This is a genomic window from Nisaea sediminum (assembly GCF_014904705.1).
Taxonomy (GTDB): domain Bacteria; phylum Pseudomonadota; class Alphaproteobacteria; order Thalassobaculales; family Thalassobaculaceae; genus Nisaea; species Nisaea sediminum.
This window is the reverse complement of sequence record NZ_JACZCQ010000001.1, coordinates 371,267-397,094: the sequence shown is the minus strand read 5'-3', so window position 1 is coordinate 397,094 and position 25,828 is coordinate 371,267. Positions and strand designations below refer to the sequence as shown.

The window sequence follows — 25,828 nt, the reverse complement described above, 5'->3', positions numbered from 1 at the left end:
GATCAGACAGCCTCCGCCATGAGCGGGTGATGGCACCGGATCTGGCGCGCTCCCGCAGCATTCTCGAGGGCCGGCGGTTGCTCGCAGGCCGCGGTCGCGTAATTGCAGCGTGCCGCGAAGGCGCAGCCTTCCGGCAGGTTCAGCAGCGACGGGGTCATTCCCGGAATCTGCTGCAGGCGCTTGCCGCGCGCGTTGCGGCTCGGGACGGACCCGATGAGACCGGCGGTATAGGGGTGCATCGGCGCGTCCAGCACATCGTCCACCTTGCCGGCTTCGACGACCCGACCCGCATACATCACCGCCACCTCGTCCGCGAGGCCGGCGACCACCGAAAGGTCGTGGGTGATCCAGATCATCGCCGTCCCGGTCTCGGCGCAGAGCTTCTGCACCTCGTAGAGGATCTGCCCCTGGATGGTGACGTCGAGCGCCGTCGTCGGCTCGTCCGCGACGATCAGGTCCGGCTTGTTGAGCAGCGCAATGGCGATCGCCACGCGCTGGCGCATACCGCCGGAAAACTGATGCGGATAGCTCCTCAGCCGCTCGTCCGGCGACGGGATGCCGACCTGGCCGAGTGCATCGCGGGCGCGCTGGCGCGCCTCGTCGTCGGTGACCTTGTGATGCGCCTTGATCGCCTCGATCATCTGCGTGTCGATCCGCAGGACCGGGTTCAGGGTCATCATCGGATCCTGGAAGATCATCGCGACATTGTTGCCGCGGAGTTGCCGCATCCGCTCCTGACTTGCGCCGACGAGATTTTCCCCGCGATAGAGGATCTCGCCGCCACATACCCTCCCCGGCTCGTCGACGAGACCGAGGATGGAGAATCCGGTCACCGTCTTGCCGGACCCGGATTCCCCGACAAGGCCGAGAATCTTGCCCTTGCCGACGGAGAAACTGACATCGTTCACCGCCTTCACGACACCGGCCTTGGTGAAGAAATGGGTCTGCAGATTGCGGACCTCGAGAGTCGCCTGTTCGCTCATCTGACCTGATCCTATTTCTGCAGGCGGGGATTGAGTACGTCGCGCAGACGGTCGCCGACGACGTTGATCGTCACGATCGTGAACAGGAGGGCCAGGCCCGGATAGACGCTGATCCAGTACTCTCCGCTCATCATGTATTCGAAACCGTTCGCGATCAGCAGGCCGAGCGACGGTTCGGTCACCGGCAGGCCGAGGCCGAGGAAGGACAGGGTCGCTTCCAGCAGGATCGCGTGCGCGACCTGCATGGTGGCGACAACGATCAGCGGCGGCAGGCAGTTCGGCAGCATGTGGCAGAAGATCACCCGCTGCTTCGAGAGACCAAGACAGGTCGCCGCCTCGATATATTCCCGCCTGCGTTCGACCAGAGCGGAACCGCGCACGGTGCGGGCATAATAGGCCCATTGCACCAGGACCAGGGCGACGATGATCTTGTCGATCCCCTTGCCGAGAGTGGCCAGCAGCACCAGCGCGATGAGAATCGCCGGGAAGCTCAACTGGATATCGACCACGCGCATGATTACGGTATCGACCTTACCGCCGAAATAGGCGGCGCAGAGGCCAAAGCTGACGCCGATCAGCAGGGCGATGATGCCGCTACCGATGCCAACACCGAGGCTGATCCGAAGGCCGTAGATCATGGCGCTGACCATGTCGCGGCCGAGTCCGTCGGTCCCGAGCATCGCGGTCACGCCGCTGCCCATGGTCCCGCCCGGATGCAGCCGGTTGTCCATGAAGGTGACGGAGGCGAGATCGTACGGATCGGTCGGCGAGATCCATGGCCCGAACAGCGCGATCAGGAGCACAATCAGGACACCGATGGCGCCGCCGACAGCGACCTTGCTTTCCGCGTAGTCGGCCAGGAAACGGCGGAACGGCGTCTCGCCCTCCGCGATCGGCTTGGCCGCTCCCGCGCCGCCGACTCCGGTATCGTCGTGAACTGCCGTCATGACTTCACCTCCTGGAGCCGGACTCGCGGATCGAGCACGGAATAGAGAACGTCGACGATGAGGTTGATGAACACGAAGAGCCCGACCACGAACAGCAGATAGGCCACGATCACCGGGCGGTCGAGGAAGCCGATCGAGTCAATCAGCAGCTTGCCCATTCCCGGCCAGGCGAACACCGTCTCGGTGACCACCGAGAACGCGATCAGGCCGCCGAACTCGAGGCCGAGAACGGTCACCACTGGGATCATGATGTTCTTGAACAGATGCACGCCGATGATGCGGCCCGTGCTGAGGCCCTTGGCGCGCGCGAACTTGATGTAGTCCTGGTGCACGACCTCGCGGGTGCCCGCCCGCGCAAGACGGATCACCATGGAAAGCTTGAAGAGCGCCAGATTGACCGCTGGCAGGATCAGATGCTGCAAGCCATCAAGCGTGAGGAAACTGACCGGAATGCCGAACAGCTCCACGGTATCGCCGCGTCCGGTCGAGGGCAGCCAGCCGAGGACCACGGCGAAGAACAGGATCATCATGATGCCGACCCAGAAAGTCGGCACGCTGAAGCCGAGGATCGAGGCCGTCATGATTGTCTTGGAAACCCAGGAGTCTGCCTTCAGCCCGGCATAGATGCCGAGCGGAATGCCGATGACCACCGCGATCAGCAGGGCGGCGACCGCGAGCTCGAAGGTTGCCGGCATCCGCTCCAGGATCAGCTCCATGGCCGGTTCCTGAAAGACGAAGGAATTGCCCATGTCGCCCTGCAACGCGTTTCCGACGAAGCGCAGGTACTGCATGTAGAAGGGCAGATCGAGCCCCATCGACTTGATGATGGCCTGACGTTCCGCCTGGTCCGCGTCGTCCGCGACCAGCATCTCGACCGGATCCCCGACGAGAAACACGCCGCCGAAGACCAGCAGCGACATGATGAGCATTACCAGAGCCGCTTGCAGCAAGCGGCGAATGACGAAGACGGTCATCCCTTATCCCGACACCAGCATGGTTGCCGACGGGCGGCCGGAACCGGGGTTCCAGCCGTCCGTCTCAGGTCATTATTGTTTTATTCCGGGACGAAATCGAACGCCGTTGTGCGCTCGTCCGTCCGCGGGATGTACTTGATGCCCTTCTTCGTGGCCCAAGTGTTCACCTGATAGTGCAGCGGGATGATGCCCATGTCCTCGCCGATGCCGACATCGGTCGCTTCGGCCAGGAGCTTCTCACGCGCGGCGTCGTCAACCGTGGCCAGAGCCTTGTTCAGCAGCTCGTCCATCTTCGGGTTGGAGTGGCGGCCGCGGTTGGACGCCCCCATGCCCTTGTCCTTGTCGTGCGTCGCCAGAAGAGACTTCAGCGGCGAGGAGGCCTCACCCGTACCGGAGCCCCAGCCGACCAGCACCAGGCTGAATTCCGGCTGACCGTCCGCGCCGGAGGACGCCCGCTTGAAGAAGACGTTCTTGGTCATGGTCTCGACCTTGGTCGGGATGCCGTTCGAGGTGAACAGCTGACCGATCGCTTCCAGGATCTTCGCGTCGTTGATGTAACGGTCGTTCGGGCCGTGCGCGGTGAGCGCGAAGCCGTCCGGATAACCCGCTTCCGCCAGCAGCTTCTTCGCGGCCGCCGGATCGTACGGATCGGGCTTCAGGTTCGGAGAGACGCCGAAGAAGCCTTTCGGAAGCAGCTGCCCAGCCGGAATCGCCACACCTTCCATGACCCGCTCCACGATCGCTTCGCGGTTGATCATCATGGACAGCGCCTTGCGGACGCGCGCGTCCTTCAGCGGGTTGGAGGTCATCGGATTGCCGGCCTTGTCGGTGACGAAAGGCGAGACATCGCGGAATTGATCCAGATGCAGATAGATCACGCGGTTGGAGATACCGGAGCTGAGAACGACCCGGGGGTCCTTCTTCAGACGCTCGATATCGACCGTCGGGACATTGTCGATCGCATCGACGTCACCCGCCAGCAGGGCCGCGACGCGGGCCGGTTCGGACTTGATGAACTTGAAGGTCACCTTGTCCCACGGCTGCTTGATCAGGCCGGTATAGCCGTCGAACTTCTCGAGGACGATCTCTTCGCCCTTCTTCCACTCGACGAACTTGTAGGGGCCGGACCCGATGGCGGCGGTGCCGTCGTTGAAATCCTTGGCGGAGATGCCCTTGTTCTTGCCCGAGCTGTCGGTGCCCTTGGCTTCGGAGGACATGATCATGACCGTGGTCATGTCGTTCGCCATCAGCGGATAGGGTTCCTCGGTGACGATGTGAAGCGTGTGATCGTCCACCTTCACCAGCTTCTTGCCCTTGGTGTAGGTGCGGAAGCTCGAGTTGCCGCCTTCGTAATTGTCGGCGCGCTCGAAGGAGAAGATCACGTCGTCGACCGTCAGGTCGGACCCGTCATGGAACTTGATGCCCTTGCGGAGCTTGAATTCCCAGGTCGTGTCGTTGACCGGCTTCCAGGACTCGGCGGCACCGCCGAAGATCGCCTGGTTCGAATCGAATTCCACCAGACGCTCGAACACATGCCCGATCATCGAGTTGTTCGGCGTCAGATTGTGGAAATAAGGGTCCATAGAGGACGGTTCCGACCGAATACCGATCACGATATCGGCGGCCAGAACGTTCGTGGTCATAGCGGATACCGCCACGGCCGCAAGACCAAGCCTGCGCAGTGCCTTCATCCCTGCCTCCTGTCTTCAGTCACACATTGATTTTGAGCCGGTTGTATAAAATTCCGGCACTTATGAGAGCGCAGAGCATGGCGCATTAAACCCGGCTCCGCAAGGCTGGAGCGCCCCCGAAAGGACGCCTTTGCTTGTCGCCGCCGAAGCCTTCGCGTTACGATTGTTCTGTCTCCCGGCGGCTCGTCCGACGCACACCGGCAAGAGGACCACGAATGTCAGACGCCGCCCCGGCAGCTCTCTCCGATCACTATCCCGTCGAGCTCGAACCTCCGGACATCTCGGCTTACGAGAAGGGAAACACCGGCGTTCCCTTTTTCACAACTTTCGCGTCCGGCCGCCCGGGTCCGGACGTGCTCATCACCGCCCTGGTTCACGGCAACGAACTCTGCGGCGCGATCGCGCTGGACGATCTTTTCCGCAACGAGATCCGCCCGAGATGCGGAACCCTCACCCTCGGCTTCTGCAACGTGGCCGCCTATGCCGAATTCCGGGCCGATTATCCGGCGCTTTCCAGATTCATCGACGAGGACTTCAACCGGGTCTGGGATCTCGATGCGCTCGACAGCGGCCGGCGGAGCCTGGAGCGCGCCAGGGCGAGGGAGATTCGCCCGCTCATCGCCCGGGCGGAAATGTTGCTCGACCTGCATTCGATGCAGCACGCGACCGGTCCGCTGGTGCTTGCAGGGCGGCATGCGAAGGGGCGGAGACTTGCGGAAAAGGTCGGCGTTCCGCCGCTGATCGTTCTCGATGCCGGCCATGCAGCCGGGAGGCGCTTGCGCGACTACGATTTCTTCGACGATCCGGACGATCCGCGCAGTGCATTGCTGGTGGAATGCGGGCAGCACTGGTCGAAAGCGGCGGCGGCGGTCGCGATCGAGACCTCTTACCGCTTCCTTCATGCCCTGGGCCAGATTGACGGCGAGACCGTCTTCCGGCATTGCGGATCCGGAATACCACCGCGCCAGAATGTGGTCGAGATCGTCGAGGTCGTCACCGTGAAGACCGATTCTTTCCGCTTCCACGGGGATTACAAGGGCATGGAGATCATCCCCAAAGCCGGCACAGAGATCGGCCGTGACGGCGGGACCCCGATCCGGACTCCAAATGACGACTGCATTCTCATCATGCCGACGCGCCGTCTCAGCCGCGGGCTGACAGCGGTCCGGCTTGGTCGCTTTATTGAATAGCCGGCCGCTCCCGCTCTATGCTGTCGCCTCATATCCCGCTTATCGAGAAAGCGTCCGGCACCCGCCGGGGCGAAACAAAGATTGAACGATCCAAAGGCGCCTGGCGCACCCGAATCCGACTCCCCCGGCGCAAAGGCTGAGGACGGCAAGAAGCAGCGTGTCTTGCGCAGGGCGCTCATCGCTATCGCGATAGGAACGGCCGGCGGTTTTCTCTTCGCCTGGCTCAAGCTCCCGCTCCCCTGGATGATGGGGGCGATGATCGCGACCACGATCTGCTCCATCGCCGGCCTCGACATCGGCCTGCCGCAGCCGGTCCGGGTCGTCATGATCGCCATTCTCGGAGTCATGCTCGGAAGCGCCTTCAAGCCGGAGCTACTGGACCATCTCGGCAAATGGGGGGTCTCCGTCACCGGGTTGTTCTTTTACGGCATCGTCGCCTTGGTGCTGGTCCTGCTGTTTCTCAGGAAGGTCGCGAAATACGACCCGGTCACGGCCTATTTCTCCTCCTCCCCCGGAGGACTGAACGAGATGGTGATCGTCGGCAAGGCGATGGGCGGAGACGACCGGATCATTGCCCTCACCCATGCCTCGCGCATCCTCATCGTGGTGATGATCATCCCCTTCCTGTTCCGCATCTTCGGCGGCTATCACCCGCAAACGGGCATGCTGCCGCCGGGCAACGGCTTCGACCTGCCGGCGCATGAATGGGCCCTCATGGCGGGCTGTGCCATCGTCGGCCCCATCATCGCCAAGCGCCTGAAATTGCCGGCAGCGCCCCTGCTCGGTGCGATGGTTCTCAGCCTGATCGTGCATCTGACCGGGTGGAGTGAGAATGCGCCCCCGAGCATGCTGATCGCCGCCGCGCAGGTGATCATCGGCACCGGCGTCGGCTGCCGCTTTGCCGGCACGAAGGTTGGAGAGGTCATCAAGATCATCGGCACCTCGGCCGGCGCATCGATCATCCTGCTCTCTACCGCCGTCGCCGCCGGGTTCCTGCTGCAGGACCTGACCGGGATTCCCTGGTACGTGCTGGTGCTGGCCTATGCGCCGGGCGGGCTGGCGGAAATGAGCATGGTGGCGCTCGGCATCGGCCAGGACGTCGCCTTCGTCGCGACCCACCACTTGTTCCGGATCGCCTTCATCGTCCTATTGGCGCCGCTCGCCTTCCGGGCCATCCGCCGCTGGTTCTGAACCGCCGGGATTCCCCCGCCGGTCCGCTTCGGCAATAAGATGCTCCACCCATTCGCGGGCTGGCTCCAGGGTATCAAAGACACGGAACTCCGCACCGGCGAGTGCGTAGACAGGCTTGAACATCGCTTCCGCCAGCGATTTTCCCACCGTGTCGTCCGACAAGACGAAAGCGGAAGCGACAAGATTTCCGTTCCGGACGGGGTCGCTCATATTGCGACGGACCATGTCGAGAGCGTCCGGCGTAAAAAGTACACTGCCGTCGATCATCGCGATCGCCCCCCACGGACCGGACCCGGTGAGTCTGATACGCTCGGCACGCGTCTGCTCGGTCGAATTCTTCAGCAATTCGACGTTGAACGGCCCCCGGTTGCGCGACATCAGAATTCGACCTTCCGTCCAGATCTCGCGTTTACCGTGAGGGGCAAATGCCATCGTTCGTTCCTCGGATAGGTCCAGACTTGGCCTAGCGCCGGAGCCGGTAGACGAGTTGCGCTCTCTCGGCCGCTCGCGCGCTTTCCACATGATGTGGCACAGGCGTGATCCCGAACTCGCGCTCCTTGTAGCGGTCTACATCCACCTGGGTCAGCTCGAAGAGGTCGCAGAGCCAGATCGTCAATCTGGCAAAGACACGTTCGATCAGAAGCATGACGAGTCCTCCGGCACCGGGATTCTAACGTCTCGAAGGCATTCTAGTCATGCAAACGGCGATTGCGGAAGGAATCAAGCCAAAGGGCCCTTAGGCATCTCTCAACCTGGTCAACGCCTCAGACAGTTCTTCGCGCTCTGTTTCGTCCAGCATCTCGCGTGCGAGAGCATCGGCCCAATCCGGACCTAGATCCGCTTTCAGGCGTCCAAGAAGATCTCGCATCGCCTGAACCGAACCGGGGTTTGTCTCATCTGACATCGCCACCTCCATGCTTTACGCTAAGCATACGGGAACGCGCACCAGATTGCGACAGGGCGTCAACATGATCTAATTTCAAACTGAGACACTACCGGCCCCGGCCTTCGGCAACGAAGCCGTCGATTTCCGCCCAGACCGCCTGACGAACCTCGTCGCGCTCCAGCAGAAGTTCGTGGCGGGCGCCGGCGCAGGTCACCAGCCGGCAGTCCGGCAGCATCGCCGCGACCTTGCGCTGCGCCGCGTTGGAGACGATCCATTCATGCTCCGCGCTCAGGATCAGGACAGGAATGGTAATTTTCGAGAGATAGGAACGCCGGTTGACCAGTTTTAGAGACCTCAGAGCCGAATAGAACCACTCGTAGCTCGGGCCCCCGAGCGCGACCTCGGGATTGGCGTCGATCTGCGCATGGATCCGGGCAAAGCGGACAGGGTCGCTGGTCAGCGGGTTGCCTTCGAAGCCCCGGTACTTGTCGCTATAGGGTCCGGTCCCCGGAACATAGAATTGCCCGAAACCGAGACCGACCGCCGTCCGCGCCAGGCCATAGGCGACATATTTCGGCCAGACACCGGTTTCGATCCCCGCCATCGGCGCCGAAAGAATGGCCCGGCTGAACAGGCCCGGATGGTCGTGCAACGCCCGCAGGGCGAGGTGTCCGCCCATGGAATGACCGTAGAGGATGCGCGGACCCGGCAGCTCGCCAAAGCGCGTAAGCCGGAGCACCTCCTCGAGGTCGTTCAGGAAATGCCCCATATCGGCGATATGCCCCATCCGCCGGTTGGACGCCAGCCGGTCGGACAGCCCCTGCCCGCGCCAGTCCAGTGTGACAACGCCGTACCCGCGCTCCGTCAGCTCTGCGATGCTCTCCAGGGCCTTCTCGATGAACTCGGTGAAGCCCGGAAGCATGAGCACCGTCCCGGCCGGCTTTGCCGCCCGCGCCGGGAACCGGGCGATCCGGATCCGTACCCCATCCGACATGACGGGGAAATCGGCCGAACCGCCGGTACTCTCGATCGTCGGCAGCGGTCCCGGATCGACGGCCTCAGACATTGAGCAGCAGATACTCCCGTTCCCAGGCGCTGATGACCTTCTGGTAGGCGTTCGACTCGGCAATCTTCACCGCCGTGAAAACGTCCACGAACCGTTGCCCCAGCACCTCCTTCAACGGCTTCGCCCGATTCAGCCGGATAAGCGCGTCCTCGAGATGACGCGGCAGTTTCGCGGCAAGAGAATAGGCGCTGGTATCGATCGGCGCCGACGGCTCGATCTCCTCCACAAGGCCGAGATAACCGCAGGCGAGCGACGCCGCCATTGCGAGATAGGGGTTTGCGTCCGCCCCTGCGACACGGTTTTCCACCCGGCGCTGGGCCGGGCCGGAAACCGGCACGCGCAGTCCCGTCGTTCGGTTGTCGACGCCCCAGTGCATGTTGATCGGCGCATCGCTGTCGGGCACCAGACGGCGGTAGGAATTCACATACGGTGCAAGCAAAGGCAGCGCGGCAGGAAGATATTTCTGCAGCCCGCCGATGAAATGCAGGAAGGCTTCGGAATGGCTCCCGTCCTCATTGGCGAAGAGGTTCCGGCCGGAGGCGATATCGTAGACGCTCTGGTGCACATGCATGGCGCTGCCGGGCTCGTTCTGCATCGGCTTCGCCATGAAGGTGGCGTAGATATTGTGATCGAGCGCGGCCTGTCGCACCGTGCGCTTGAAGAGGAAAGCCTGATCGGCGAGATCAAGCGCGTCGCCGTGATTGAAGTTGATCTCCATCTGCGCCGCACCGGCCTCGTGGCTCAGAGTATCGACATCGAGCTCCTGGGCCTCGCAATAGTCGTATATATCCTCGAACAAAGGATCGAACTCGTTGACCGCGTCAATGCCGAAGGCCTGACGCGCCGTCTCCGGCCGCCCCGAGCGCCCGACGGGCGGCTCCAGCGGATAGTCCGGATCCGGGTTCACCTTGACGAGAAAGAATTCCAGCTCGGGCGCCACGACCGGGCGCCACCCTTTGTCGGAATACAGCTTGATAATAGATCTCAGGACGCTGCGCGGCGCGATATCGACGGGGCTGCCGTCGGCATAGATCGCATCGTTGATCACTTGCGCCGTCGGCTCCTTGTACCAGGGCACGACGCGGATGGTGTCGGCCTGCGGGACGAGGATGATATCACTCCGCCGCGGATCGAGATCCTTCTCCTCGATGTAATCCCCGGTCACGTCCTGCCCGAAGATCGCCTCCGGCAGGCGCAGACCGCGTTCGCCAATTCCCTGAAGGAATTTGTTGGCAGGAAGAATCTTGCCGCGCGGAATGCCGGCATGGTCCGAGACCATGCATTCGACTTCCGTAATTCGCCTTTCACTCATCCAGGTCTTCAGATCGACCGACATATGTGCTCCGAGAGCAGTTGCAACAGGATCATACGGCTCGCCCGGAAAAGACGGGCGTGGTAATGGCTGGGCATCCCCACTCCGGGCCACCGCGATGACCGACCTAACCTATTATCACGCAACCACTCCCGAATTCGAGCAGCGTCCGTCACTTGCCGAAGATTTAGAGACGGACGTCTGCATTGTCGGCGGCGGGCTGACCGGCATCTCCGCCGCGCTGCACTTCGCAGAACGCGGTTTTGCCACCGTTCTGCTGGAAGCGGCGCGGATCGGCGACGGTGCATCCGGGCGCAACGGCGGCCAGATCGTCATGGGCTACGGCTGCGACATGAGCACGTTCGAGCGGGCGGCCGGCCGCGAGGCGGCACAGGCCATCTGGCAGATGGGCATGGAAGCGATCGCCGATATTAACGCCCGCATCGAGCGCCATGACATTCCGGCGGATTACCGCCGAGGCTATCTCCATGCCGCGCTCAACGCGCGCCAGGTCGACGGCCTGAGGGAACTGGCGGAAAGCTGGTCCGGGACCTATGGCTTCTCCGACCTTCGCATGCTGGATGCTGCGGAGACCGCTGCCGCGACCGGCTCCGATATCTATCCGGCCGCCCTGCTGGAACAGGGCAGCGGCCACATCAATCCCCTCGCCTATCTGCGCGGTCTTGCCCGAGCCGCGGAAGCCGAAGGCGCGCGTCTGTTCGAGGCGAGCCGGGTCACCGGCCTTCAGCACGGCGCGCGGCCGGTCGTGGAGACCGCGCGCGGGCGCGTGACCGCACGCATGGTGGTTCTGGCCGGAAACGCCTATCTCGGCGGACTTGTGCCGGAGATCGAATATCGCATCGCGCCGGTTCTGAGCGCGGTTGCGGCAACCGCGCCTCTCACCTCCGATCAGCAGGCCCGCATCCTGCCCGGAAACGAAGCGGTGGCCGATTCCAACACCGCGCTGAACTATTTCCGCAAAACGCCGGACGGCAGATTGCTGTTCGGAGGTCTCGCGAGCTATTCCGGACGCCCGCTGAACAATGCCGCGGCGGCGCTCCGCAGACGAATGGCCGGCGTCTACCCGGAGCTCGCGAACATCGACATGGAGTATTGCTGGTCGGGCAAACTTGCCATCACGGTCACCCGGATGCCGGATTTCGGGCGGATCGGCAGCAATATCTATTATGCGCAGGGACTTTCGGGTCACGGGGTCGCCCTCACCGGCCTGGCCGGCAAGCTGATCGCCGAAGCCGTTTCGGGCGACGTGGAGCGTTTCGACGTCTTCGCCCGCCTGCCCAATTACCGTTTTCCGGGCGGCCCGGCGCGGCAGGCAGTCCTCGCCCTTGGCATGGCCTGGTTCAAGCTGCGCGATATGGTGGGATTGTCGAAATAGCGAAGCCGCTGTCTAGAGAGACTTTTTCTTCAGGAGTTTACCGATCCGCCGCGGATTGCGGTTCGCGATCCCGAGCGCTTGCTGAGCGAGGCGCCGGCGCACGGCGGACGCGAGAACGAGTGCGGCCTTCGGTCCGAGATGAGTGCTGTTTTCGCCGTCATTCTGGCGCGCGCGGGTTTCGAACAGGTCCGGGGCCTCGGCTTCCAGCGACAGGGCATGCGCCACGATGGCCAGATCCATCTCGCTCGCGAGACGCAGCGAGGCCGCCCCTTCGAATCTCCGCAGGTATGACGATTGCACTGTCCGGGGAGACTCCGGATCGGCCGCGGTCTCATCCGTAGCGCTGTCCGGGTTCATGAGGTCGGTCATGTCCAGTCTCCTTTCTGGAAACGAGGCAACTTCCGCGCGCCAGCACTTTTGTACTGGCTGGTATTTCGCGAAAACTGGCCAAATGTTATGCAGAGACCGGGCAGCTTTCAATAATTTTATCTTTAATAAATCAAATAATTAAAAGACGATTTATCTTTAATTTTAAATACTTTCAAAATATTTGACGCCATATTGTACGCGGCGGCAACTCAATGCCTAGGAAAACAAAGAAAGAAGAGAGTTCGGCCTCTGGGTGGCGATTCCCAAGGTCTGTACGGAGAGCTGCTGCTGGACCTGCAAGGCAGTCAGCCGAGCCGAGTCACGTGCAAGATCGGCATCCACGATGTTGCCAAGCCCCTCTTCCGTCGCATCCGAAAGAGATTCGTTGAACCCTATCTGGGACTCGATGAAGCGTGCGGACTCGGCAAGTCCCGCGAGCGCCGTGGCGACCGTAAAGAGAGCATCGACGACATATCCGTCTGCGGCTTCGGCATTGGAGACAGTGTCGAGATTTGCATCAACCAGTCCGAACTGCAGCGTGATCGCGCTGAGCTCGTAATTGTCGATCGTGACAGTCCCCCCGGCGATATTGGTGAGGACCGTCATGGAAGAAGATCCGGTAACGATCAGGTTCTTCTCGTTGAATTTCGCGTTCGAAACCAGCCTGTCGAACTGATCGCGAAGAGCAAGGAAGTCGTTGGCGACGATACTCCGCTGCTGCGCGGTCAGTCCCGCGTTCCGCCCCTGCACGGATTTGCCGCGCATCTCGGTGAGCACATCCGAGACGCCCGTCGCCGCAGCAATCCCGACCTTGACCACGCCGAGCGCCGTGCGCAGCCCCTGGTTCAACGCCCTGTACGCAGTGAGTTCCGCCCTTAGTCCCTGCGCGATCGCGAAATTGGACGCACCGCCTTCCGCGCCGGTCACCTTGAGACCAGTCGACACCCTGTCCTGTATCGTCGCGGATTTGCGGTTGATCCCATTAAGGGCACGGAGCGCCGACAATGCGCCCGGATTTGTCCGCACTGAATTCACTACTGCCATTCATACCGTCCATTCTGGCGGTCATGCCCCGTTCTGGAGACCGGCAATTATTAACACTAACCGCGGCTGGAAATTAATCCCCTTTTTTGATCCAGGGAGATTGCGGATACCGACCGGCCCGGAAGGCCTGCATCAAAGGCCGAGCGCTTCTTCCGGCGTCTTGAACGCGAGCCCGTGCGCCTCGGCCACCGCCTTGTAGGTCACCTCGCCGCGATGGACGTTGAGCCCGTTCAGAAGATGCCTGTCGTCTGCCAGCGCCTGGCGGTGCCCCTTGTCGGCCAGCGCAATCACAAACGGCAGGGTCGCGTTGTTCAGAGCGAAGGTCGAGGTCCGCGCGACGCCGCCCGGCATGTTGGCGACGCAGTAATGCACCACGTCGTCGACCATGTAGGTCGGCTCGCGGTGGGTCGTTGGGCGCGAGGTCTCGAAACAGCCGCCCTGGTCGATTGCGACATCGACCAGAACCGCACCCCGGCGCATCTTCGCGACATGTTCCTTCGTCACGAGTTTCGGCGCAGCCGCCCCAGGCACCAGCACCGCACCGACCACGAGATCGGCCTGCAGGATATGCTCCTCAATGGCGTCGACCGTCGAATAGATCGTGTTCAGCATCGGCCCGAATTGCAGGTCGAGTTCGTAAAGCCGTTCGAGGCTGCGGTCGATGACCGTGACCTTCGCCTCCAGCCCCATGGCCATGCGCGCCGCGTTGGTGCCGACCACGCCGCCACCGATCACGACGACATTGCCTGCCGGAACGCCGGGCACACCGCCGAGAAGCGTGCCGCTGCCACCCTGCGCCTTCTCAAGACAATGGGCACCCGCCTGGATCGCCATCCGTCCGGCGACCTCGCTCATCGGCGCCAGCAGCGGCAGGCCGCCGCGCGCATTGGTGACGGTCTCATAGGCGATGGCGATGGACCCGCTTTCGATCAGTCCGGTCGTCTGCGGCAGATCCGGTGCGAGATGGAGATAGGTGAAGAGGATCTGGCCCTCGCGCAGCATCCTGCATTCGACCGCCTGCGGTTCCTTCACCTTCACGATCATGTCGGCGCGCGCGAAGATCTCTTCCGCTGTCTGCGCGATCTCCGCCCCGGCCGCGACATAGCGGTCGTCGTCGAGGCCGATGCCGTACCCGGCATGGGTCTCGACAAGAACCTTGTGCCCGTGATGCACGAGCTCGCGCACGCTGGACGGGATCAGGCCGACCCGGTTCTCGTCTGTCTTGATCTCTTTAGGTACACCGATCAGCATTCTTTCCTCCCTGATTTCGGCCGGCTCCCGCCGTCGATCCTCTCTCGACCTGCGGGAGCCGACTGTCAAGTTAGCGTTCTTTATCCGCGCGTAACCGCGCCTTAGCGCCGCAGGATCGCGGCGGTCTGGAGCAGCAAGACTGCCACGAGCAGGCCATATCCAGAGACAGGAAGCCAAGTCTCCAGTGCGCCGACGGCAACCGGGCCGAGGGCATATCCGCTGCCCCAGGCGAGATAGTAGGCGCCGGACACGGCTGCCATGAGGTCGTCCGTCACACGTAGATTGAGCTCCACGATCGAGACGATGCCGAAAATGCCGATGCCGAGACTGGCGAGCGCTAGCGGAACATAGCTCCAGAGGCCTGGAACCGCCGGAAAGACAGCAATACCGATGGCCGCACAGACAGGCCCCGCTGTCAGAAACACACGGCGGCCATAACGGTCGCTCAACACGCCGGCAACGAGTTGCGACAAGCCGATGGCCGCGTAAAACAGAACGAAAAGCAGACTCACCGCTGCCGGCGTGACCATCTTCTCGAGCGCGACGGAAACCGGAAGCACGCTGAGGAAGGTACCGTAACTGGCCCCTCCGACAGCGATGCCGGCCAGAAGCGTCCGGACCCGCCCGTCCTTAAGAAGAACAATGAGCCGCAAACCGCCGCTTCCTCCGCCGGTTCGTCTGCCGGCGCCGGCCGCGGATGCCGGCAGGAAGACGAGAAGGAGTCCGCCCCCCGCCAGCGCCAGTATCGCGAACGCGAGGAACGGGGTCCGCGCGCCGCCAAATTGCTGAGCCAACAGGCCCGCGACCGGGCCGACGGTCAGGCCGACATGGATCGCGGCATTGTAGACCCCGATCGCCATCCCCCGGGTACGGCTGTAGGCGAGCGACAGAAGCGCCGGGCCGAGCGCCCAGACGGGCGCCTCCCCGATCCCCTGAACAGCCCGGGCGAAAAGGATCTCCGACGCACCATCGGCGGCATACAGGAGCAGCCCGGCGACGGCGCAGAATCCGCATCCCGCGACAAGGAACGGCTTCACGCCGAACCTGTCCGCCAGAAGCCCAGCCGGCAACTGGGTCAGCACATAGGTGACCGCGAATACGGACGCGACCAGTCCGACGCTCTCAAGACTTCCCGTTGCGTCATGGATCCGCTGGGGCAGCACGGCTACGATCATGCCGACCCCGATCATCAGAAGCGCCGCCGCGACGCTCAGTACGACAATAATTCTTGTGTCTCTCATTTGTCCGATCTCTCGACACCACGACAGGCGCGCGTAACCGCCTGCGGCGGAAGGCGCTGCGTGGAAATTTTTCAGGAAATGTGAGAGGCGCGGACCCGCGGGCCGAAACGTCAGATCAGACGCGGCTGGAGACCCTCTTCCTCTCGCTCGATACCTGCGGCTGGACCCGGAGGTCCATTGCGGGCATCAGGCGGAGGGCGGCGGCGGAGAAACGATGGCGAAGAAAAGGCGAACCGGATCGGTCATCGGAATATTCTCGTCACAGAAGCTGACAGGACAGTCCCGGCATTCTGCATTCTTGCCAAGTGAAAGCAATCGCTCCTTGTGCGCCATAATTGTGCCGCGTTCACGCGATCTTCTTTTGCGGTGATCGGAGGTCCCGTTCTAATCTGTTCACATGAAACTGCCGCTGTTCGTCTTCCCTCACATTGGCGAAGTGGCATGGGGAGAGGGTCATGGCCGTCGAAACCTACAATCTGAAGCGTTCCTGCGTCATTCTCGGCGCCATCGTGTTGAACGTCCTTGTCTGGCTGAGCGCGGTCCTGCCGGGGCTCGTCGTCTGACCGTCGCGGCGGCGTGACCGTCAGATTTTTTCACCTGCTGTTCACGGGATGCGGGCGCTCGGACTGGATGCGCTGCCGGATCGGGATTAGGCTCTGCCCGGTTCATCTTCCGGAGCGTCTCTCATGTACCGCCATATCATCGTCGGCCGCGGCCTGATCGGCTCCGCAGCAGCACGCCATCTCTCGTCCTGGCAGGACGGGGTCGCCGTGATCGGCCCGGACGAGCCGGCGGACCGGCTGTCCCATGATGGCGTTTTTGCCAGCCACTACGACGAAGGGCGGCTGACCCGGATCTACGATCCTGAGCCGGAATGGTCGCTCACGGCGACCCGCGCGATCGCGCGCTATCCGGAGATCGAAGCCGAAAGCGGGATCGATTTCTTCACCCCGAGCGGTTTCCTCGGCATCGTCGGCTCGGAAGATGTGACTACAAAACCGGCGGTCACGCTGGCGCGGGAGAATGGCGGCAACACCACAGTCATAGACGCGACCGTGATGCGCGAACTCTATCCGTTCCTCTCGCTGCCGAACGATTGCGCCGGGATCCGGGAAACCGAGACCGCGGGTCACATCAGTCCGCGCGCGTTGGTCAAGGCGCAGACGGCCCTGGCGGAGAAGAACGGTGCCGAGGTGATCCGATCGACGGTCACGGCGATCGACGTCAAGGGGTCGAGCGTCGATGTCACCCTGGATGACGGCCGTATCCTCGAAGCCGAACGGGTGCTGATCGCAACCGGCGGCTACACCACCGCCTGCAAGCTGCTGCCGCGGCCGGTGTCGACCAGGGTCTATGCCCGCACGGTCGTACTGTTTCGCGTCACCGACGCCGCAGCCGAGGTGCTCGAGCACATGCCGACCATCATCGACAAGTTCGCCGGTTCCTACATCCTGCCGCCGATCCGCTATCCGGACGGACATTCCTACGTGAAGATCGGGATCGGTACCGAGGCGGACACCCAGCTCGGCTCACGCGAGGAGCTCGACGCCTGGTTCAAATCCGCCGGATCGGAGCGCAACAGGCTGGAATTCACCGATGTGGTCGAGCGGCTGATTCCCGTCCTGAAGGACTGTCCGGAGCGTCATACCGATACCTGCGTGACCAGCTACAGCACCTCCGGCCTGCCCTATATCGACTTCGTCGCGGGCGACCATCTCGCGATCGCGATCTGCGGCAACGGCAAGGGCGCCAAAGGATCGGACGATTGGGGCTATGCCGCCGCGCGCCTGATGGAGGGTGGCGACTGGGACCATCCGATCCCGCGCTACAAGCTGAAGGCGGTCTTTTCCTAACCGCCGGGAACCCGAAACTTGATCAATCCTGGGGTATCCGGCAGGTTTGCGGTCGCTTTTCCCGGGCTCGCTCAATAGCGGCCGGAACAATTACCGGTCTGAACCATTGGCAGCTCATCCCATCCGACAGGTCGACCCAGATAGCGGACTTGCCCATCGTGGAATGACCGACCCGGTCCGGCGCGCTTTCGGGAACCTGCCCCTTCCCTCACGGATCTTGCTGGCCGCCGCGGCTATGTTGGCCGCGGTACGGATCGCCGTCGGATTTCTGTGGCCGTCCTACCTGATCCCCGAGGCGATTCATGACGATGCCCTCTTTGTCCGGCTCGCGCTCTCTATTCGGGACGGCGCCTGGCTCGGCCCCTACGACCATCTCACACTAGCCAAGGGAGCGGCTTTCCCCGTCTTCATCGCCGCCATGCGGGAGATCGGGCTGCCCCTGCGTGCCGCGGAGGCTTTGCTTTACACCGGCTCGGTGACGATTTTCTGCCTCGTTCTGCGGAGGCTGATCCGGAGTGACCTGCTTCTTTTCATTCTCTTCGCCCTGCTCCTGTTCGCCCCGGTCTTCTGGACGACCGATCTGGCGCGGATTGTCCGGGAACCGCTCTATGCGAGCCTCTCTCTGCTGCTCTTCGCTGGATTTCTCTCCGCATTCCTGCCGACCACGGCGGACACCGGATCGGCTTCCCCTGCATCGGGATATCTGAAAGCCGCCGCGCTCGGCCTCTGTGCCGGGATCTACTGGCTGACGCGCGAAGAAGGGATATGGCTGCTGCCCGCCCTATTCCCGGTCGTCGCCTATCTGGGTCTGACCACCTCATGGCGCGGCGGTTTGCGAGCACTCGTCAAACGCCTTCCACTGCTCCGGATTGCCCTCGCTCTCACCTGTTTCGGCGCGGTGATTCTCGCGGTGAATGCGGTGAACTACGCGGCCTACGGTGTGTTCCGGAACAACGAATTCCGCGCGAGCCAATTCGTCTCCGCCTATGGCGCCCTGAACCGCATAGCGCAGAAAGAGTGGCGCCGCCGCATCGTGGTGCCCCAGGAAACCCTGCGACAGGCATACGAGGTCAGCCCCGCGGCCCGCGAGCTGAAACCCTATTTCGAGACCGAAGGAAAAGGCTGGGCGCAGATTGCCTGCAATATCCCCGGCGACCATGGCTCATGCAGCGAGATCCCGGCGGGATGGTTCATGTGGGCCCTCCGGGACGCGGCCAGGGCAGCGGGGCATTACCGGTCCGCACCGGAGACGGAGGCCTATTTCGAGCGGCTGGCGATGGAAATAAATGCCGCCTGCGATGACGGCCGCCTGCAATGCCTCGCACCGCGGAACACGATGATGCCGCCCTTCCGGCTACACTATCTTTCGGATGCGCTTGAACGGATGCCGGACCTACTGCTCAAGGTACTCGATATCGGCAACCCGGAGCGGCCGCAGACGAAAATCGGCGTTCCGGCGAGCCCGCCGGGCTCCGAGGTGATGCAGGAGGCGACCGGAGCCGCCACCAGTTCGGACCGCCCTGAAACGACGTTTCGGGAGAAGGCGGCGGCAAAGACGGCAGACCTCCTCAGTCTGCTGGCCCGCACCTACAACTATCTGATCGCGGCAGGCCTGCTGATCACCGTTGCCGGAGTTCTTGCCTTCGGCTGGAAATGGTTGCGGGACCCGCTCGGAGTCCTCGTCCTGTCCCTTGGCATCGCTGTCGCGATGCGCACGGCGTTGATCTGCTTTCTCGACGTAACGTCTATCCCCGGTCTGAATTTGCTGTATTTTTCACCCGCTTATCCTCACCTGGTTGCGCTATGCGCGCTGGGACCATGGCTTGCCGCGCGAACATTGCGCGACCGTGTTAGAAGTCGAAAATGACAAATCCTTCCACCTTCCCCGAGATCGCCGTTCTGATCCCCTGCTTCAACGAGGCGGGCGCCATCGGACAGACTGTCGACGCCTTCCGGCAGGCCCTCCCCGATGCGAGGATTTTCGTCTACGACAACAACTCGACCGACGAGACAATCGCTGTCGCCGAACAGCGCGGCGCGATTGTCCGGCGGGAACCGCTGCAGGGGAAAGGCAATGTCGTCCGGCGCATGTTCGCCGACATAGACGCCGATATCTATCTCCTGGTCGACGGCGACGCGACCTATGACGCGTCCCGCGCGCCTGAGCTGGTGCAACTCGTCGCCCGTGACGGCAACGACATGGTGACCGGGACCCGGATTTCGGAGGAAGTTAAGGCCTACAGGTTCGGCCACCGGTTCGGAAACGTCCTTTTCACCGAGCTCGTCGCGCGGATATTCGGGCGGCGGAATTCGGACGTCTTCAGCGGATACCGGGCGTTTTCCCGGCGTTTCGTGAAGTCCTTCCCCGCGCTCTCGCAGGGATTCGAAATCGAGACCGAGCTGACGGTGCACGCGCTGGAACTGCGCATGCCGGTCGCGGAACTCGAAACGCGATACTCCGCCCGCCCGGAAGGCACGGCGAGCAAGCTCTCCACCGTCCGCGACGGCTTCAGGATCCTCGGGCTTATCGCCCGGCTGATGACTCTCGAGCGGCCGTTGCCGACATTCGGACTTTTCGCCCTGCTTTTCGCCATCGCGGGCATGGCTCTCGGCGTTCCGGTCATCACCGAGTTTTTCGAGACCGGACTGGTGCCGCGCCTTCCGACGGCCGTTCTCGCGGCAAGCATGATGCTGCTGTCGGCCCTGAGCTTCGTTCTCGGCATGACGCTCGACGGCATCATGCATGCGCGACAGGAGATGCGCCGGCTGATCTACCTGTCGCTGCCGCACCGGGTTTCGGACGACCGCGCTTCGCCGCGGACCTAGCCTTATGATCGCGCCCGGGACCGTCAAACGCTTCCTGAAGTTCGGCATTGTCGGTTGCGGAGGTTTCGTCGTCGACAGTGCCGCGCTTCTGTTCGCGAGCGCTCTGCTCGGTCTCGACCCCTATTCCGGCCGCATCCTCTCGTTTCTCGCGGCGGCGACCTTCACCTGGTATGCAAACCGGAAATTCACCTTCGCCGACCGGAACTCGACGTCCCCGCTCGTTGAATGGGCGCGGTTCCTCGCGGCCAATGCGACCGGCATGGTGGCCAACTTCCTCGCCTACGGACTGGTCATTGCCCTCTTCGGCACCGAACCCTGGGTCCTGGTCGGTGCCGTCGCGGCCGGGTCGCTCTCCGGCATGGTGCTGAATTTCACCCTCTCGGCGCGCTTCGTCTTCCGCGGCTAGACCGCCATTGGCGTGCCCCGCGCGGTATCCACGCAGGCCGCCGCCACCGCATCCATGATCGCCTCGGCATCGATGCCGTGGGTCTGATAGAGATCCGGAAGGTCGCCGGACTGGCCGAAGGTGGTGACACCGAGCGGGAACAACCGCCGGCCGAGCGCGCTGCCGATCCAGCTGAGATTCGCCGGATGGCCATCCTGCACGGTGACGATGCGGACGTCCGGTCCGAGATCGCCCATCAGCTTTTCCAGATGCGATTTCGGCGCCTCCGGGCGGCGGATACGGGATTGCCAGCCGCTATAGAGCCTGTCGGCGCTGGTGACCGCGAGCACGCCAACGCCCGGCAGTTCCTCTTCCAGCATCTCGCAGGCCTGCAGCACTTCCGGGACCACCGCACCGGTGAAGACGATCACAGCCGGGGCGTCATGCGCCGGCTCGCGCAGCCAGTAGCCACCGGAGACGATGTCGTCGCGCAGCTCCGCATCGATCTCTCGCTCCGGCTGCTGCAGCGGCCGGGTCGACAGCCGGAGATAGACCGCGCCGCCATCCTCCGCCTGCATATGCGCGAAGCTCCAGCGCATGATCTCCGCCAGCTCGTCCGCATGGGCCGGCTCGAAGCTGGTCAGGCCCGGCTGCCCCATACCGATCAGCGGCGTCGAGACCGACTGGTGCGCGCCGCCTTCCGGCGCGAGAGAAATGCCGGACGGAGTCGCCACAACCATGAACCTGGCACCCTGGTAGCAGGCGTAATTCAAGCTATCGAGCCCGCGCTGGATAAAGGGATCGTAGAGCGTGCCGACCGGGAGCAGCCGCGTCCCGAAGAGCGGCCCCGAGAGGCCGAGCGCCGCCAGCATGATGAAAAGATTGCTCTCCGCGATGCCGAGTTCGAAATGCTGGCCGCCGCCGTGACGGAGCCATTTCTGCGCGGAGGCCACCTTCTCGTCGCGGAAGACGTCGTTCCGCATATCGAGGCTGAAGATGCCGCGCTGGTTCACCCAAGGGCCGAGATTAGTCGATACCGTGACGTCGGGCGAGGTCGTGACAAGGCGCGAGGCGAGCGCCGAATTGCCGCGCGCCAGCTCGTTCAGCACCGCGCCGAAAGCCTGCTGCGTCGAGGTCTTCGCCTGTCGCTTGATGGCGAGACTGTCCGGCAGTTCCACCTTGTCGGCCAGATGCACCCGCGAGCCACCGCGGTTGAAGGAAACCCCGGCGACATAGTCGCGAACCTCTTCCTTCGGCATGTCGAGATGTGCGAACGGGTCCCACTCTCCACCCTCCGGCACGCCCATGCCAGAGCGGAACAGTTCCATCTGTTCGGGCGTCATCAGACCCGCATGGTTGTCCTTGTGGCCCGCGAGCGGCGTGTTGAAGCCCTTCACGGTGTAGGCGATGAAACATTGCGGACCGTCGTCCTTGACCCCGTGGAAGCTCTCCAGCACCGACTCCATGTCGTGCCCGGCGAGGTTCGTCATCAACTCGTGCAGCGCCTTGTCGTCATGATCGTCGAGGATCGCCTTGATCCCCTTCACGCCGTGCAGGTCCTTCTTCAGGTGGTCGCGCCAGGTTCCGCTGCCGCCTGCCTGTCCCTTGAAGGTCAGCGCGCTGTAAAGATCGTTCGGACACTCGTCGATCCAGTTCTCCAGCACATCGCCGCCCGGAAGCTCGAACACGCGCTGCAGCTTCTTGCCGTATTTCAGCATGTTGACGTTCCAGTCGACGGTTCCGAAGAACTGCCGGATCTTCTGGAACAGCCCGTCGGAGACCACGCCGTCGAGACTCTGGCGGTTGTAGTCGATCACCCACCAGAGGTTCCGGACATCGTATTTCCAGCCCTCGAGCATGGCCTCGTAGATATTGCCCTCGTCGAGCTCCGCATCGCCCATGATGGAGATCATGCGGCCCGCCGGCTGCTGCTGCAGGCCCTGGTCCTGGATCAGGTGATGCAGGCGGACATAGTCCTGCACCATGGAGGCGAAGAGCGTCATCGCGACGCCGAGGCCGACGGAGCCGGTGGAGAAATCGACCTCGTCCCGGTCCTTGGTCCGCGAGGGATAGGACTGCGCGCCGCCGAGCGCCCGGAAGCGCTCCAGCGCCGACTGGTCCTGCCGCCCCACCATGTACTGGATGGCATGGAAGACCGGGCTCGCATGCGGCTTCACCGCGACCCGGTCCTGCGGCTTCAGGACGTCGAAATAAAGCGCCGTCATGAGGGTCGCGACGGAAGCGCAGGACGCCTGGTGCCCCCCGACCTTTATACCGTCGCGCGAGGGCCGGATATGATTGGCGTTGTGGATCATCCACATCGCCAGCCAGAGGACTTTCTTCTCCAGCTCACGCAGGGTCTCGATCTTGTTTTGCGGTTCCACGAGGCCCATTCCGGCTCCCCTTCCGACGGTCGTTGATCGGGGGAATATGCTGTCGGCGAAATAAAGTGTCGAGAGACGCCGATCAATTCGCAACGATCGAACCAAAGCGATCTTCGCCACCCGCAAGTTTGCGTGCACCCGCGCCAAGGACGGAACTTTGTTTCGCGGACTTGATCCCGAATCAGGGATCGCGGTCCCGGCGCCCTGGGCATTTCTCCCTTGCTTGCGGCGGGACCGCAGAAATAGAAGGGAGCGGCAGGCTCGTGACGGCGGTAGCCGAGCGGCCGCCGCTCGGTCCGGACGCCGACGGCCGGTTCAACAGGGATAGGACTCGATGGCCCCGAAAGTTACAGCGATCACCACCTTCAACAGGAAGGGGCTGGAACAGTACGGGCGCACTGCGATCGGCAGTTTTCTGCAGCACTGGCCGTCCGCAGTGGACCTCGTGGTCTATTCGGAGGGCTTCGATCTCGAGCCTGCGGCTCGCGTCCGCAGCATTTCGTTGAACGGTGCCGCGCCCCGGCTTGTCACCTTCAAGAACCACTACAGCAAGCAGCCCATGGCCGCCGGTCATACGAAGACCGGCTACGACTACAATTTCGACGCCGTCCGCTTCGCGCACAAGATGTTCGCCATGTTCGCGGCCGCCGCGACGCTCGATACCGATTACCTGGTCTGGCTCGACGGCGACGTCGTCACCCAGGCAGACGTTCCGGAAAGCTTCATCCCGGAGATCATGGAAGGCGTCTTCGCCGCCTATCTCGGGCGCAAGGGAATGCACAGCGAGACCGGTTTTCTCTGTTTCGATCTGCGGCATCCGGAAGCGAAACCGTTCTTCGAGACGATGGAGCGGATCTACCTCACCGGCGAACTGTTCAAACTGAACGCCTGGCACGATTGCGAGGTCTTCGATGTGACGCGCACGGTCTTCGAAGCGCAGGGCAAGATCCGGACACGGGACCTGTCGGCCGATCTGGAGACCCTCGACCCGTTCTCCGAGAGTTGCCTGTCTGCCTATATGAGCCACTTCAAGGGCCAGCCGAAGACCGAGGACGGCGCCGCGGGTCAGGGCCGGATCGAGACGATGAACAATCCGCGCCGCTACGAGCAGATCCTCCGTCTGATCGAGGCCTTCAAGCCGGAGACGATCGTCGAGGTCGGAACCTGGAATGGGCGCCGGGCGATCGAGATGGCGCGGCACGGACTGCGCTTCGGGACCAGTATCCGCTACACCGGATACGATCTGTTCGAAGCGGCGACGCCGGAAAACGACTCCGAGGAACTGAACGGCAAGAGCTCGGTAACGCTAGCGGCGGTCGACGCCGCGCTTTCCGCATTCGAAACCGCAAATCCGGGTTTCAGCTACCGTCTCATTCGCGGCAATTCGCTCGAGACGCTCGAAGAACAGAGTGCCGACTTCTGTTTCATTGACGGCGGACACGCCTGCGAGACCATCGCGCACGATTTCTCGAAGCTGAGAGATTCGAAGGTCGTCGTTTTCGACGACTACTATCTGGACGGAGCCGATACCGACGCTTTCGGCTGCAACAAACTGCTTGAAGCCATCCCGCATCTCGTCCTTCCGGTCACCGACAGATTCTCCAACGGCCTCGCCATCGCGCTCGCGGTGACGGCATCGCCGGAGAAGCTGGCCAAGATCAGATCCCTGTTTCCACATGCAACGGGCAAGAGCCTATGAAGACCGCTCTCATCACCGGCATCACCGGTCAGGACGGCGCCTATCTCGCCCGGCACCTTCTCAACGAAGGCTACAGGGTGGTGGGAACGCGCCGGCGCTCGGCGAGCACCAACACCGGGCGCCTCGACGAACTCGGCATCACCGACCGGGTCGAGATCGCGACCATCGAGATGCTGGAATTCGGCAGCATCCTCTCCGCCCTGCAGGAGAGCCAGCCGGACGAGATCTACAATCTCGCGGCCCAGAGCTTCGTCGGCGCGTCTTTCGGGCAGCCGATCTTCACGATGGAAGCCAATGCCGTCGCGGTCTACCGGCTCCTCGAGGCCATACGGATCGTCAACCCGGAGGCCCGACTTTACCAGGCCTCCACCTCGGAGATGTTCGGCGGCATCAGCGCCGACAGCCTGAACGAGACCTCCCGCTTCTATCCGAAAAGCCCCTATGCGGTCTCCAAGGTGGCCGCGCATATGGCGACCACGAATTACCGCGAGGCGCACGGGATGTTCTGCTGCAACGGCATCCTGTTCAATCACGAGTCCCCGCTGCGCGGCGCGGAATTCGTGACCCGCAAGATCACGACCAACCTGGCCCGCATCGCCCTCGGCGACGAGCGGCCGCTGACGCTCGGCAACATCGACGCCCGGCGCGATTGGGGATATGCGGAAGACTATTGCCGCGGCATGCATCTGATGATGACGCGCGGTGAAGCGTCCGATTATGTGCTCGCCACCGGCGTCAGCATCAGCGTCCGCGACTTTTTCCAACATGCCGCCGAGGCGCTCGGGATGGAGATCATCTTCGAGGGCGAAGGTGCGGCTGAGGTCGCGCACGACCGCAAGACCGGCAAATGCGTACTGAGAATCGATCCGGATCAGTACAGACCGGCAGAGGTGAATACGCTTATTGGCGACGCCTCGAAAGCACGGCGTGAACTCGGCTGGACTCCGATCATCTCTGTTGCTGAGCTCGCAGAAATTATGGTTCGCAAAGATTACGACAGGCTCAAGAAAGGCGAGGCGATACTTTGACTCTCAACGGATCGGGAAGGAAAATGCGTCCGATCCGAACGAGACAGGTAAATGCCGGTTGATCGAAGGTCGGTGCCTGGATGGAGACCCGCTTGATGATCCCCATGCATCA

General features: G+C 62.9%; 22 protein-coding genes. 9 read left to right on the top strand and 13 right to left on the bottom strand.

The window, feature by feature from the left end; translation table 11 throughout:
- Positions 1-2: 2 nt before the first annotated feature.
- The 4 genes from IG122_RS01810 to IG122_RS01795 form a co-directional block, all read right to left on the bottom strand.
- Positions 3-983, bottom strand: coding sequence for an ABC transporter ATP-binding protein (locus IG122_RS01810; protein WP_193179865.1), 981 nt, complete (start codon positions 981-983; stop codon positions 3-5).
- 11 nt (positions 984-994) lie between these two features.
- Positions 995-1,930 carry an ABC transporter permease gene (locus IG122_RS01805; protein ID WP_193179863.1) on the bottom strand — a complete coding sequence of 312 codons (936 nt, stop codon included), beginning with the start codon at positions 1,928-1,930 and terminating at the stop codon, positions 995-997.
- Positions 1,927-2,904 (bottom strand): ABC transporter permease, encoded by a 978-nt coding sequence (locus IG122_RS01800; protein WP_193179861.1) that lies wholly within the window; start codon positions 2,902-2,904, stop codon positions 1,927-1,929. The genes IG122_RS01805 and IG122_RS01800 overlap by 4 nt, the downstream gene beginning before the upstream one ends.
- 80 nt (positions 2,905-2,984) lie before the next feature.
- The gene (locus IG122_RS01795; protein ID WP_193179858.1) at positions 2,985-4,595 is read right to left on the bottom strand and encodes an ABC transporter substrate-binding protein; all 1,611 of its coding nucleotides are present in this window, start codon (positions 4,593-4,595) and stop codon (positions 2,985-2,987) included.
- Between the two features lie 215 nt (positions 4,596-4,810).
- On the opposite strand from IG122_RS01795, the gene IG122_RS01790 reads away from it, so the two are divergent.
- On the top strand, positions 4,811-5,785 hold the full coding sequence (locus tag IG122_RS01790) for a M14 family metallopeptidase (RefSeq protein ID WP_193179856.1): 975 nt from the start codon (positions 4,811-4,813) through the stop codon (positions 5,783-5,785).
- An 81-nt stretch (positions 5,786-5,866) separates the two neighbouring features.
- Positions 5,867-6,976, top strand: a complete 1,110-nt coding sequence (locus IG122_RS01785) for an AbrB family transcriptional regulator (protein WP_226893259.1) — start codon at positions 5,867-5,869, stop codon at positions 6,974-6,976.
- Here IG122_RS01785 and IG122_RS01780 read toward each other — a convergent pair.
- The 4 genes from IG122_RS01780 to IG122_RS01765 form a co-directional block, all read right to left on the bottom strand.
- Positions 6,932-7,354 (bottom strand): hypothetical protein, encoded by a 423-nt coding sequence (locus tag IG122_RS01780; protein ID WP_226893258.1) that lies wholly within the window; start codon positions 7,352-7,354, stop codon positions 6,932-6,934. The two genes, IG122_RS01785 and IG122_RS01780, sit on opposite strands and share 45 nt — an antisense overlap.
- Positions 7,355-7,439: 85 nt before the next feature.
- On the bottom strand, positions 7,440-7,622 hold the full coding sequence (locus tag IG122_RS01775; RefSeq protein ID WP_193179845.1) for a hypothetical protein: 183 nt from the start codon (positions 7,620-7,622) through the stop codon (positions 7,440-7,442).
- Between the two features lie 346 nt (positions 7,623-7,968).
- Entirely contained in the window at positions 7,969-8,928 is a 960-nt protein-coding gene (locus IG122_RS01770) for an alpha/beta fold hydrolase (RefSeq protein ID WP_193179843.1), read from the bottom strand.
- On the bottom strand, positions 8,921-10,264 hold the full coding sequence (locus tag IG122_RS01765) for a glutamine synthetase family protein (RefSeq protein ID WP_193179841.1): 1,344 nt from the start codon (positions 10,262-10,264) through the stop codon (positions 8,921-8,923). Before IG122_RS01765 ends, IG122_RS01770 begins: the two co-directional genes overlap by 8 nt.
- A 94-nt stretch (positions 10,265-10,358) precedes the next feature.
- Between IG122_RS01765 and IG122_RS01760 the strand changes: the two genes are divergently transcribed.
- Complete coding sequence (locus IG122_RS01760) at positions 10,359-11,636, top strand: NAD(P)/FAD-dependent oxidoreductase (RefSeq protein ID WP_193179839.1); 1,278 nt, start codon at positions 10,359-10,361, stop codon at positions 11,634-11,636.
- A gap of 12 nt (positions 11,637-11,648) precedes the next feature.
- Here the strand turns inward: IG122_RS01760 and IG122_RS01755 are convergent, their stop codons facing one another.
- From IG122_RS01755 to IG122_RS01740, 4 genes are all read right to left on the bottom strand, one after another.
- On the bottom strand, positions 11,649-12,005 hold the full coding sequence (locus IG122_RS01755; RefSeq protein WP_193179838.1) for a hypothetical protein: 357 nt from the start codon (positions 12,003-12,005) through the stop codon (positions 11,649-11,651).
- Between the two features lie 216 nt (positions 12,006-12,221).
- Positions 12,222-13,049, bottom strand: a complete 828-nt coding sequence (locus IG122_RS01750) for a flagellin (protein WP_193179837.1) — start codon at positions 13,047-13,049, stop codon at positions 12,222-12,224.
- Between the two features lie 132 nt (positions 13,050-13,181).
- Positions 13,182-14,300, bottom strand: a complete 1,119-nt coding sequence (ald, locus tag IG122_RS01745; RefSeq protein WP_193179836.1) for an alanine dehydrogenase — start codon at positions 14,298-14,300, stop codon at positions 13,182-13,184.
- Positions 14,301-14,401: 101 nt separating this feature from the next.
- The gene (locus tag IG122_RS01740; RefSeq protein ID WP_193179835.1) at positions 14,402-15,541 is read right to left on the bottom strand and encodes an MFS transporter; all 1,140 of its coding nucleotides are present in this window, start codon (positions 15,539-15,541) and stop codon (positions 14,402-14,404) included.
- A 686-nt stretch (positions 15,542-16,227) separates the two neighbouring features.
- On the opposite strand from IG122_RS01740, the gene IG122_RS01735 reads away from it, so the two are divergent.
- From IG122_RS01735 to IG122_RS01720, 4 genes are all read left to right on the top strand, one after another.
- On the top strand, positions 16,228-17,394 hold the full coding sequence (locus tag IG122_RS01735; protein ID WP_193179834.1) for an NAD(P)/FAD-dependent oxidoreductase: 1,167 nt from the start codon (positions 16,228-16,230) through the stop codon (positions 17,392-17,394).
- A gap of 235 nt (positions 17,395-17,629) precedes the next feature.
- Complete coding sequence (locus IG122_RS01730) at positions 17,630-19,261, top strand: hypothetical protein (protein ID WP_193179833.1); 1,632 nt, start codon at positions 17,630-17,632, stop codon at positions 19,259-19,261.
- A complete protein-coding gene (locus tag IG122_RS01725) occupies positions 19,258-20,220 on the top strand; it encodes a glycosyltransferase (protein ID WP_193179831.1) in 963 nt (320 codons plus the stop codon). Before IG122_RS01730 ends, IG122_RS01725 begins: the two co-directional genes overlap by 4 nt.
- A 4-nt stretch (positions 20,221-20,224) precedes the next feature.
- Positions 20,225-20,626 carry a GtrA family protein gene (locus IG122_RS01720; protein WP_193179829.1) on the top strand — a complete coding sequence of 134 codons (402 nt, stop codon included), beginning with the start codon at positions 20,225-20,227 and terminating at the stop codon, positions 20,624-20,626.
- Here IG122_RS01720 and IG122_RS01715 read toward each other — a convergent pair.
- The gene (locus tag IG122_RS01715) at positions 20,623-22,998 is read right to left on the bottom strand and encodes a transketolase-like TK C-terminal-containing protein (protein WP_193179828.1); all 2,376 of its coding nucleotides are present in this window, start codon (positions 22,996-22,998) and stop codon (positions 20,623-20,625) included. The two genes, IG122_RS01720 and IG122_RS01715, sit on opposite strands and share 4 nt — an antisense overlap.
- A 325-nt stretch (positions 22,999-23,323) precedes the next feature.
- On the opposite strand from IG122_RS01715, the gene IG122_RS01710 reads away from it, so the two are divergent.
- Positions 23,324-24,688 (top strand): class I SAM-dependent methyltransferase, encoded by a 1,365-nt coding sequence (locus IG122_RS01710; RefSeq protein ID WP_193179827.1) that lies wholly within the window; start codon positions 23,324-23,326, stop codon positions 24,686-24,688.
- A complete protein-coding gene (locus IG122_RS01705; protein ID WP_193179826.1) occupies positions 24,685-25,716 on the top strand; it encodes a GDP-mannose 4,6-dehydratase in 1,032 nt (343 codons plus the stop codon). The genes IG122_RS01710 and IG122_RS01705 overlap by 4 nt, the downstream gene beginning before the upstream one ends.
- Positions 25,717-25,828 lie beyond the last annotated feature (112 nt).

Bases quoted from the DNA above. Each gene is read 5' to 3' on its own strand.
- IG122_RS01800 (WP_193179861.1), bottom strand. From the start codon at position 2,904: ATGACCGTCTTCGTCATTCGCCGCTTGCTGCAAGCGGCTCTGGTAATG.
- IG122_RS01735 (WP_193179834.1), top strand. From the start codon at position 16,228: ATGTACCGCCATATCATCGTCGGCCGCGGCCTGATCGGCTCCGCAGCA.
- IG122_RS01740 (WP_193179835.1), bottom strand. From the start codon at position 15,541: ATGAGAGACACAAGAATTATTGTCGTACTGAGCGTCGCGGCGGCGCTT.
- IG122_RS01765 (WP_193179841.1), bottom strand. From the start codon at position 10,264: ATGTCGGTCGATCTGAAGACCTGGATGAGTGAAAGGCGAATTACGGAA.
- IG122_RS01770 (WP_193179843.1), bottom strand. From the start codon at position 8,928: ATGTCTGAGGCCGTCGATCCGGGACCGCTGCCGACGATCGAGAGTACC.
- IG122_RS01780 (WP_226893258.1), bottom strand. From the start codon at position 7,354: ATGTCGCGCAACCGGGGGCCGTTCAACGTCGAATTGCTGAAGAATTCG.
- IG122_RS01725 (WP_193179831.1), top strand. From the start codon at position 19,258: ATGACAAATCCTTCCACCTTCCCCGAGATCGCCGTTCTGATCCCCTGC.
- ald (WP_193179836.1), bottom strand. From the start codon at position 14,300: ATGCTGATCGGTGTACCTAAAGAGATCAAGACAGACGAGAACCGGGTC.
- IG122_RS01730 (WP_193179833.1), top strand. From the start codon at position 17,630: ATGTTGGCCGCGGTACGGATCGCCGTCGGATTTCTGTGGCCGTCCTAC.
- IG122_RS01715 (WP_193179828.1), bottom strand. From the start codon at position 22,998: ATGGGCCTCGTGGAACCGCAAAACAAGATCGAGACCCTGCGTGAGCTG.
- IG122_RS01710 (WP_193179827.1), top strand. From the start codon at position 23,324: ATGGCCCCGAAAGTTACAGCGATCACCACCTTCAACAGGAAGGGGCTG.
- IG122_RS01805 (WP_193179863.1), bottom strand. From the start codon at position 1,930: ATGACGGCAGTTCACGACGATACCGGAGTCGGCGGCGCGGGAGCGGCC.
- IG122_RS01755 (WP_193179838.1), bottom strand. From the start codon at position 12,005: ATGACCGACCTCATGAACCCGGACAGCGCTACGGATGAGACCGCGGCC.
- IG122_RS01705 (WP_193179826.1), top strand. From the start codon at position 24,685: ATGAAGACCGCTCTCATCACCGGCATCACCGGTCAGGACGGCGCCTAT.
- IG122_RS01795 (WP_193179858.1), bottom strand. From the start codon at position 4,595: ATGAAGGCACTGCGCAGGCTTGGTCTTGCGGCCGTGGCGGTATCCGCT.
- IG122_RS01760 (WP_193179839.1), top strand. From the start codon at position 10,359: ATGACCGACCTAACCTATTATCACGCAACCACTCCCGAATTCGAGCAG.
- IG122_RS01790 (WP_193179856.1), top strand. From the start codon at position 4,811: ATGTCAGACGCCGCCCCGGCAGCTCTCTCCGATCACTATCCCGTCGAG.
- IG122_RS01775 (WP_193179845.1), bottom strand. From the start codon at position 7,622: ATGCTTCTGATCGAACGTGTCTTTGCCAGATTGACGATCTGGCTCTGC.
- IG122_RS01720 (WP_193179829.1), top strand. From the start codon at position 20,225: ATGATCGCGCCCGGGACCGTCAAACGCTTCCTGAAGTTCGGCATTGTC.
- IG122_RS01810 (WP_193179865.1), bottom strand. From the start codon at position 983: ATGAGCGAACAGGCGACTCTCGAGGTCCGCAATCTGCAGACCCATTTC.
- IG122_RS01750 (WP_193179837.1), bottom strand. From the start codon at position 13,049: ATGGCAGTAGTGAATTCAGTGCGGACAAATCCGGGCGCATTGTCGGCG.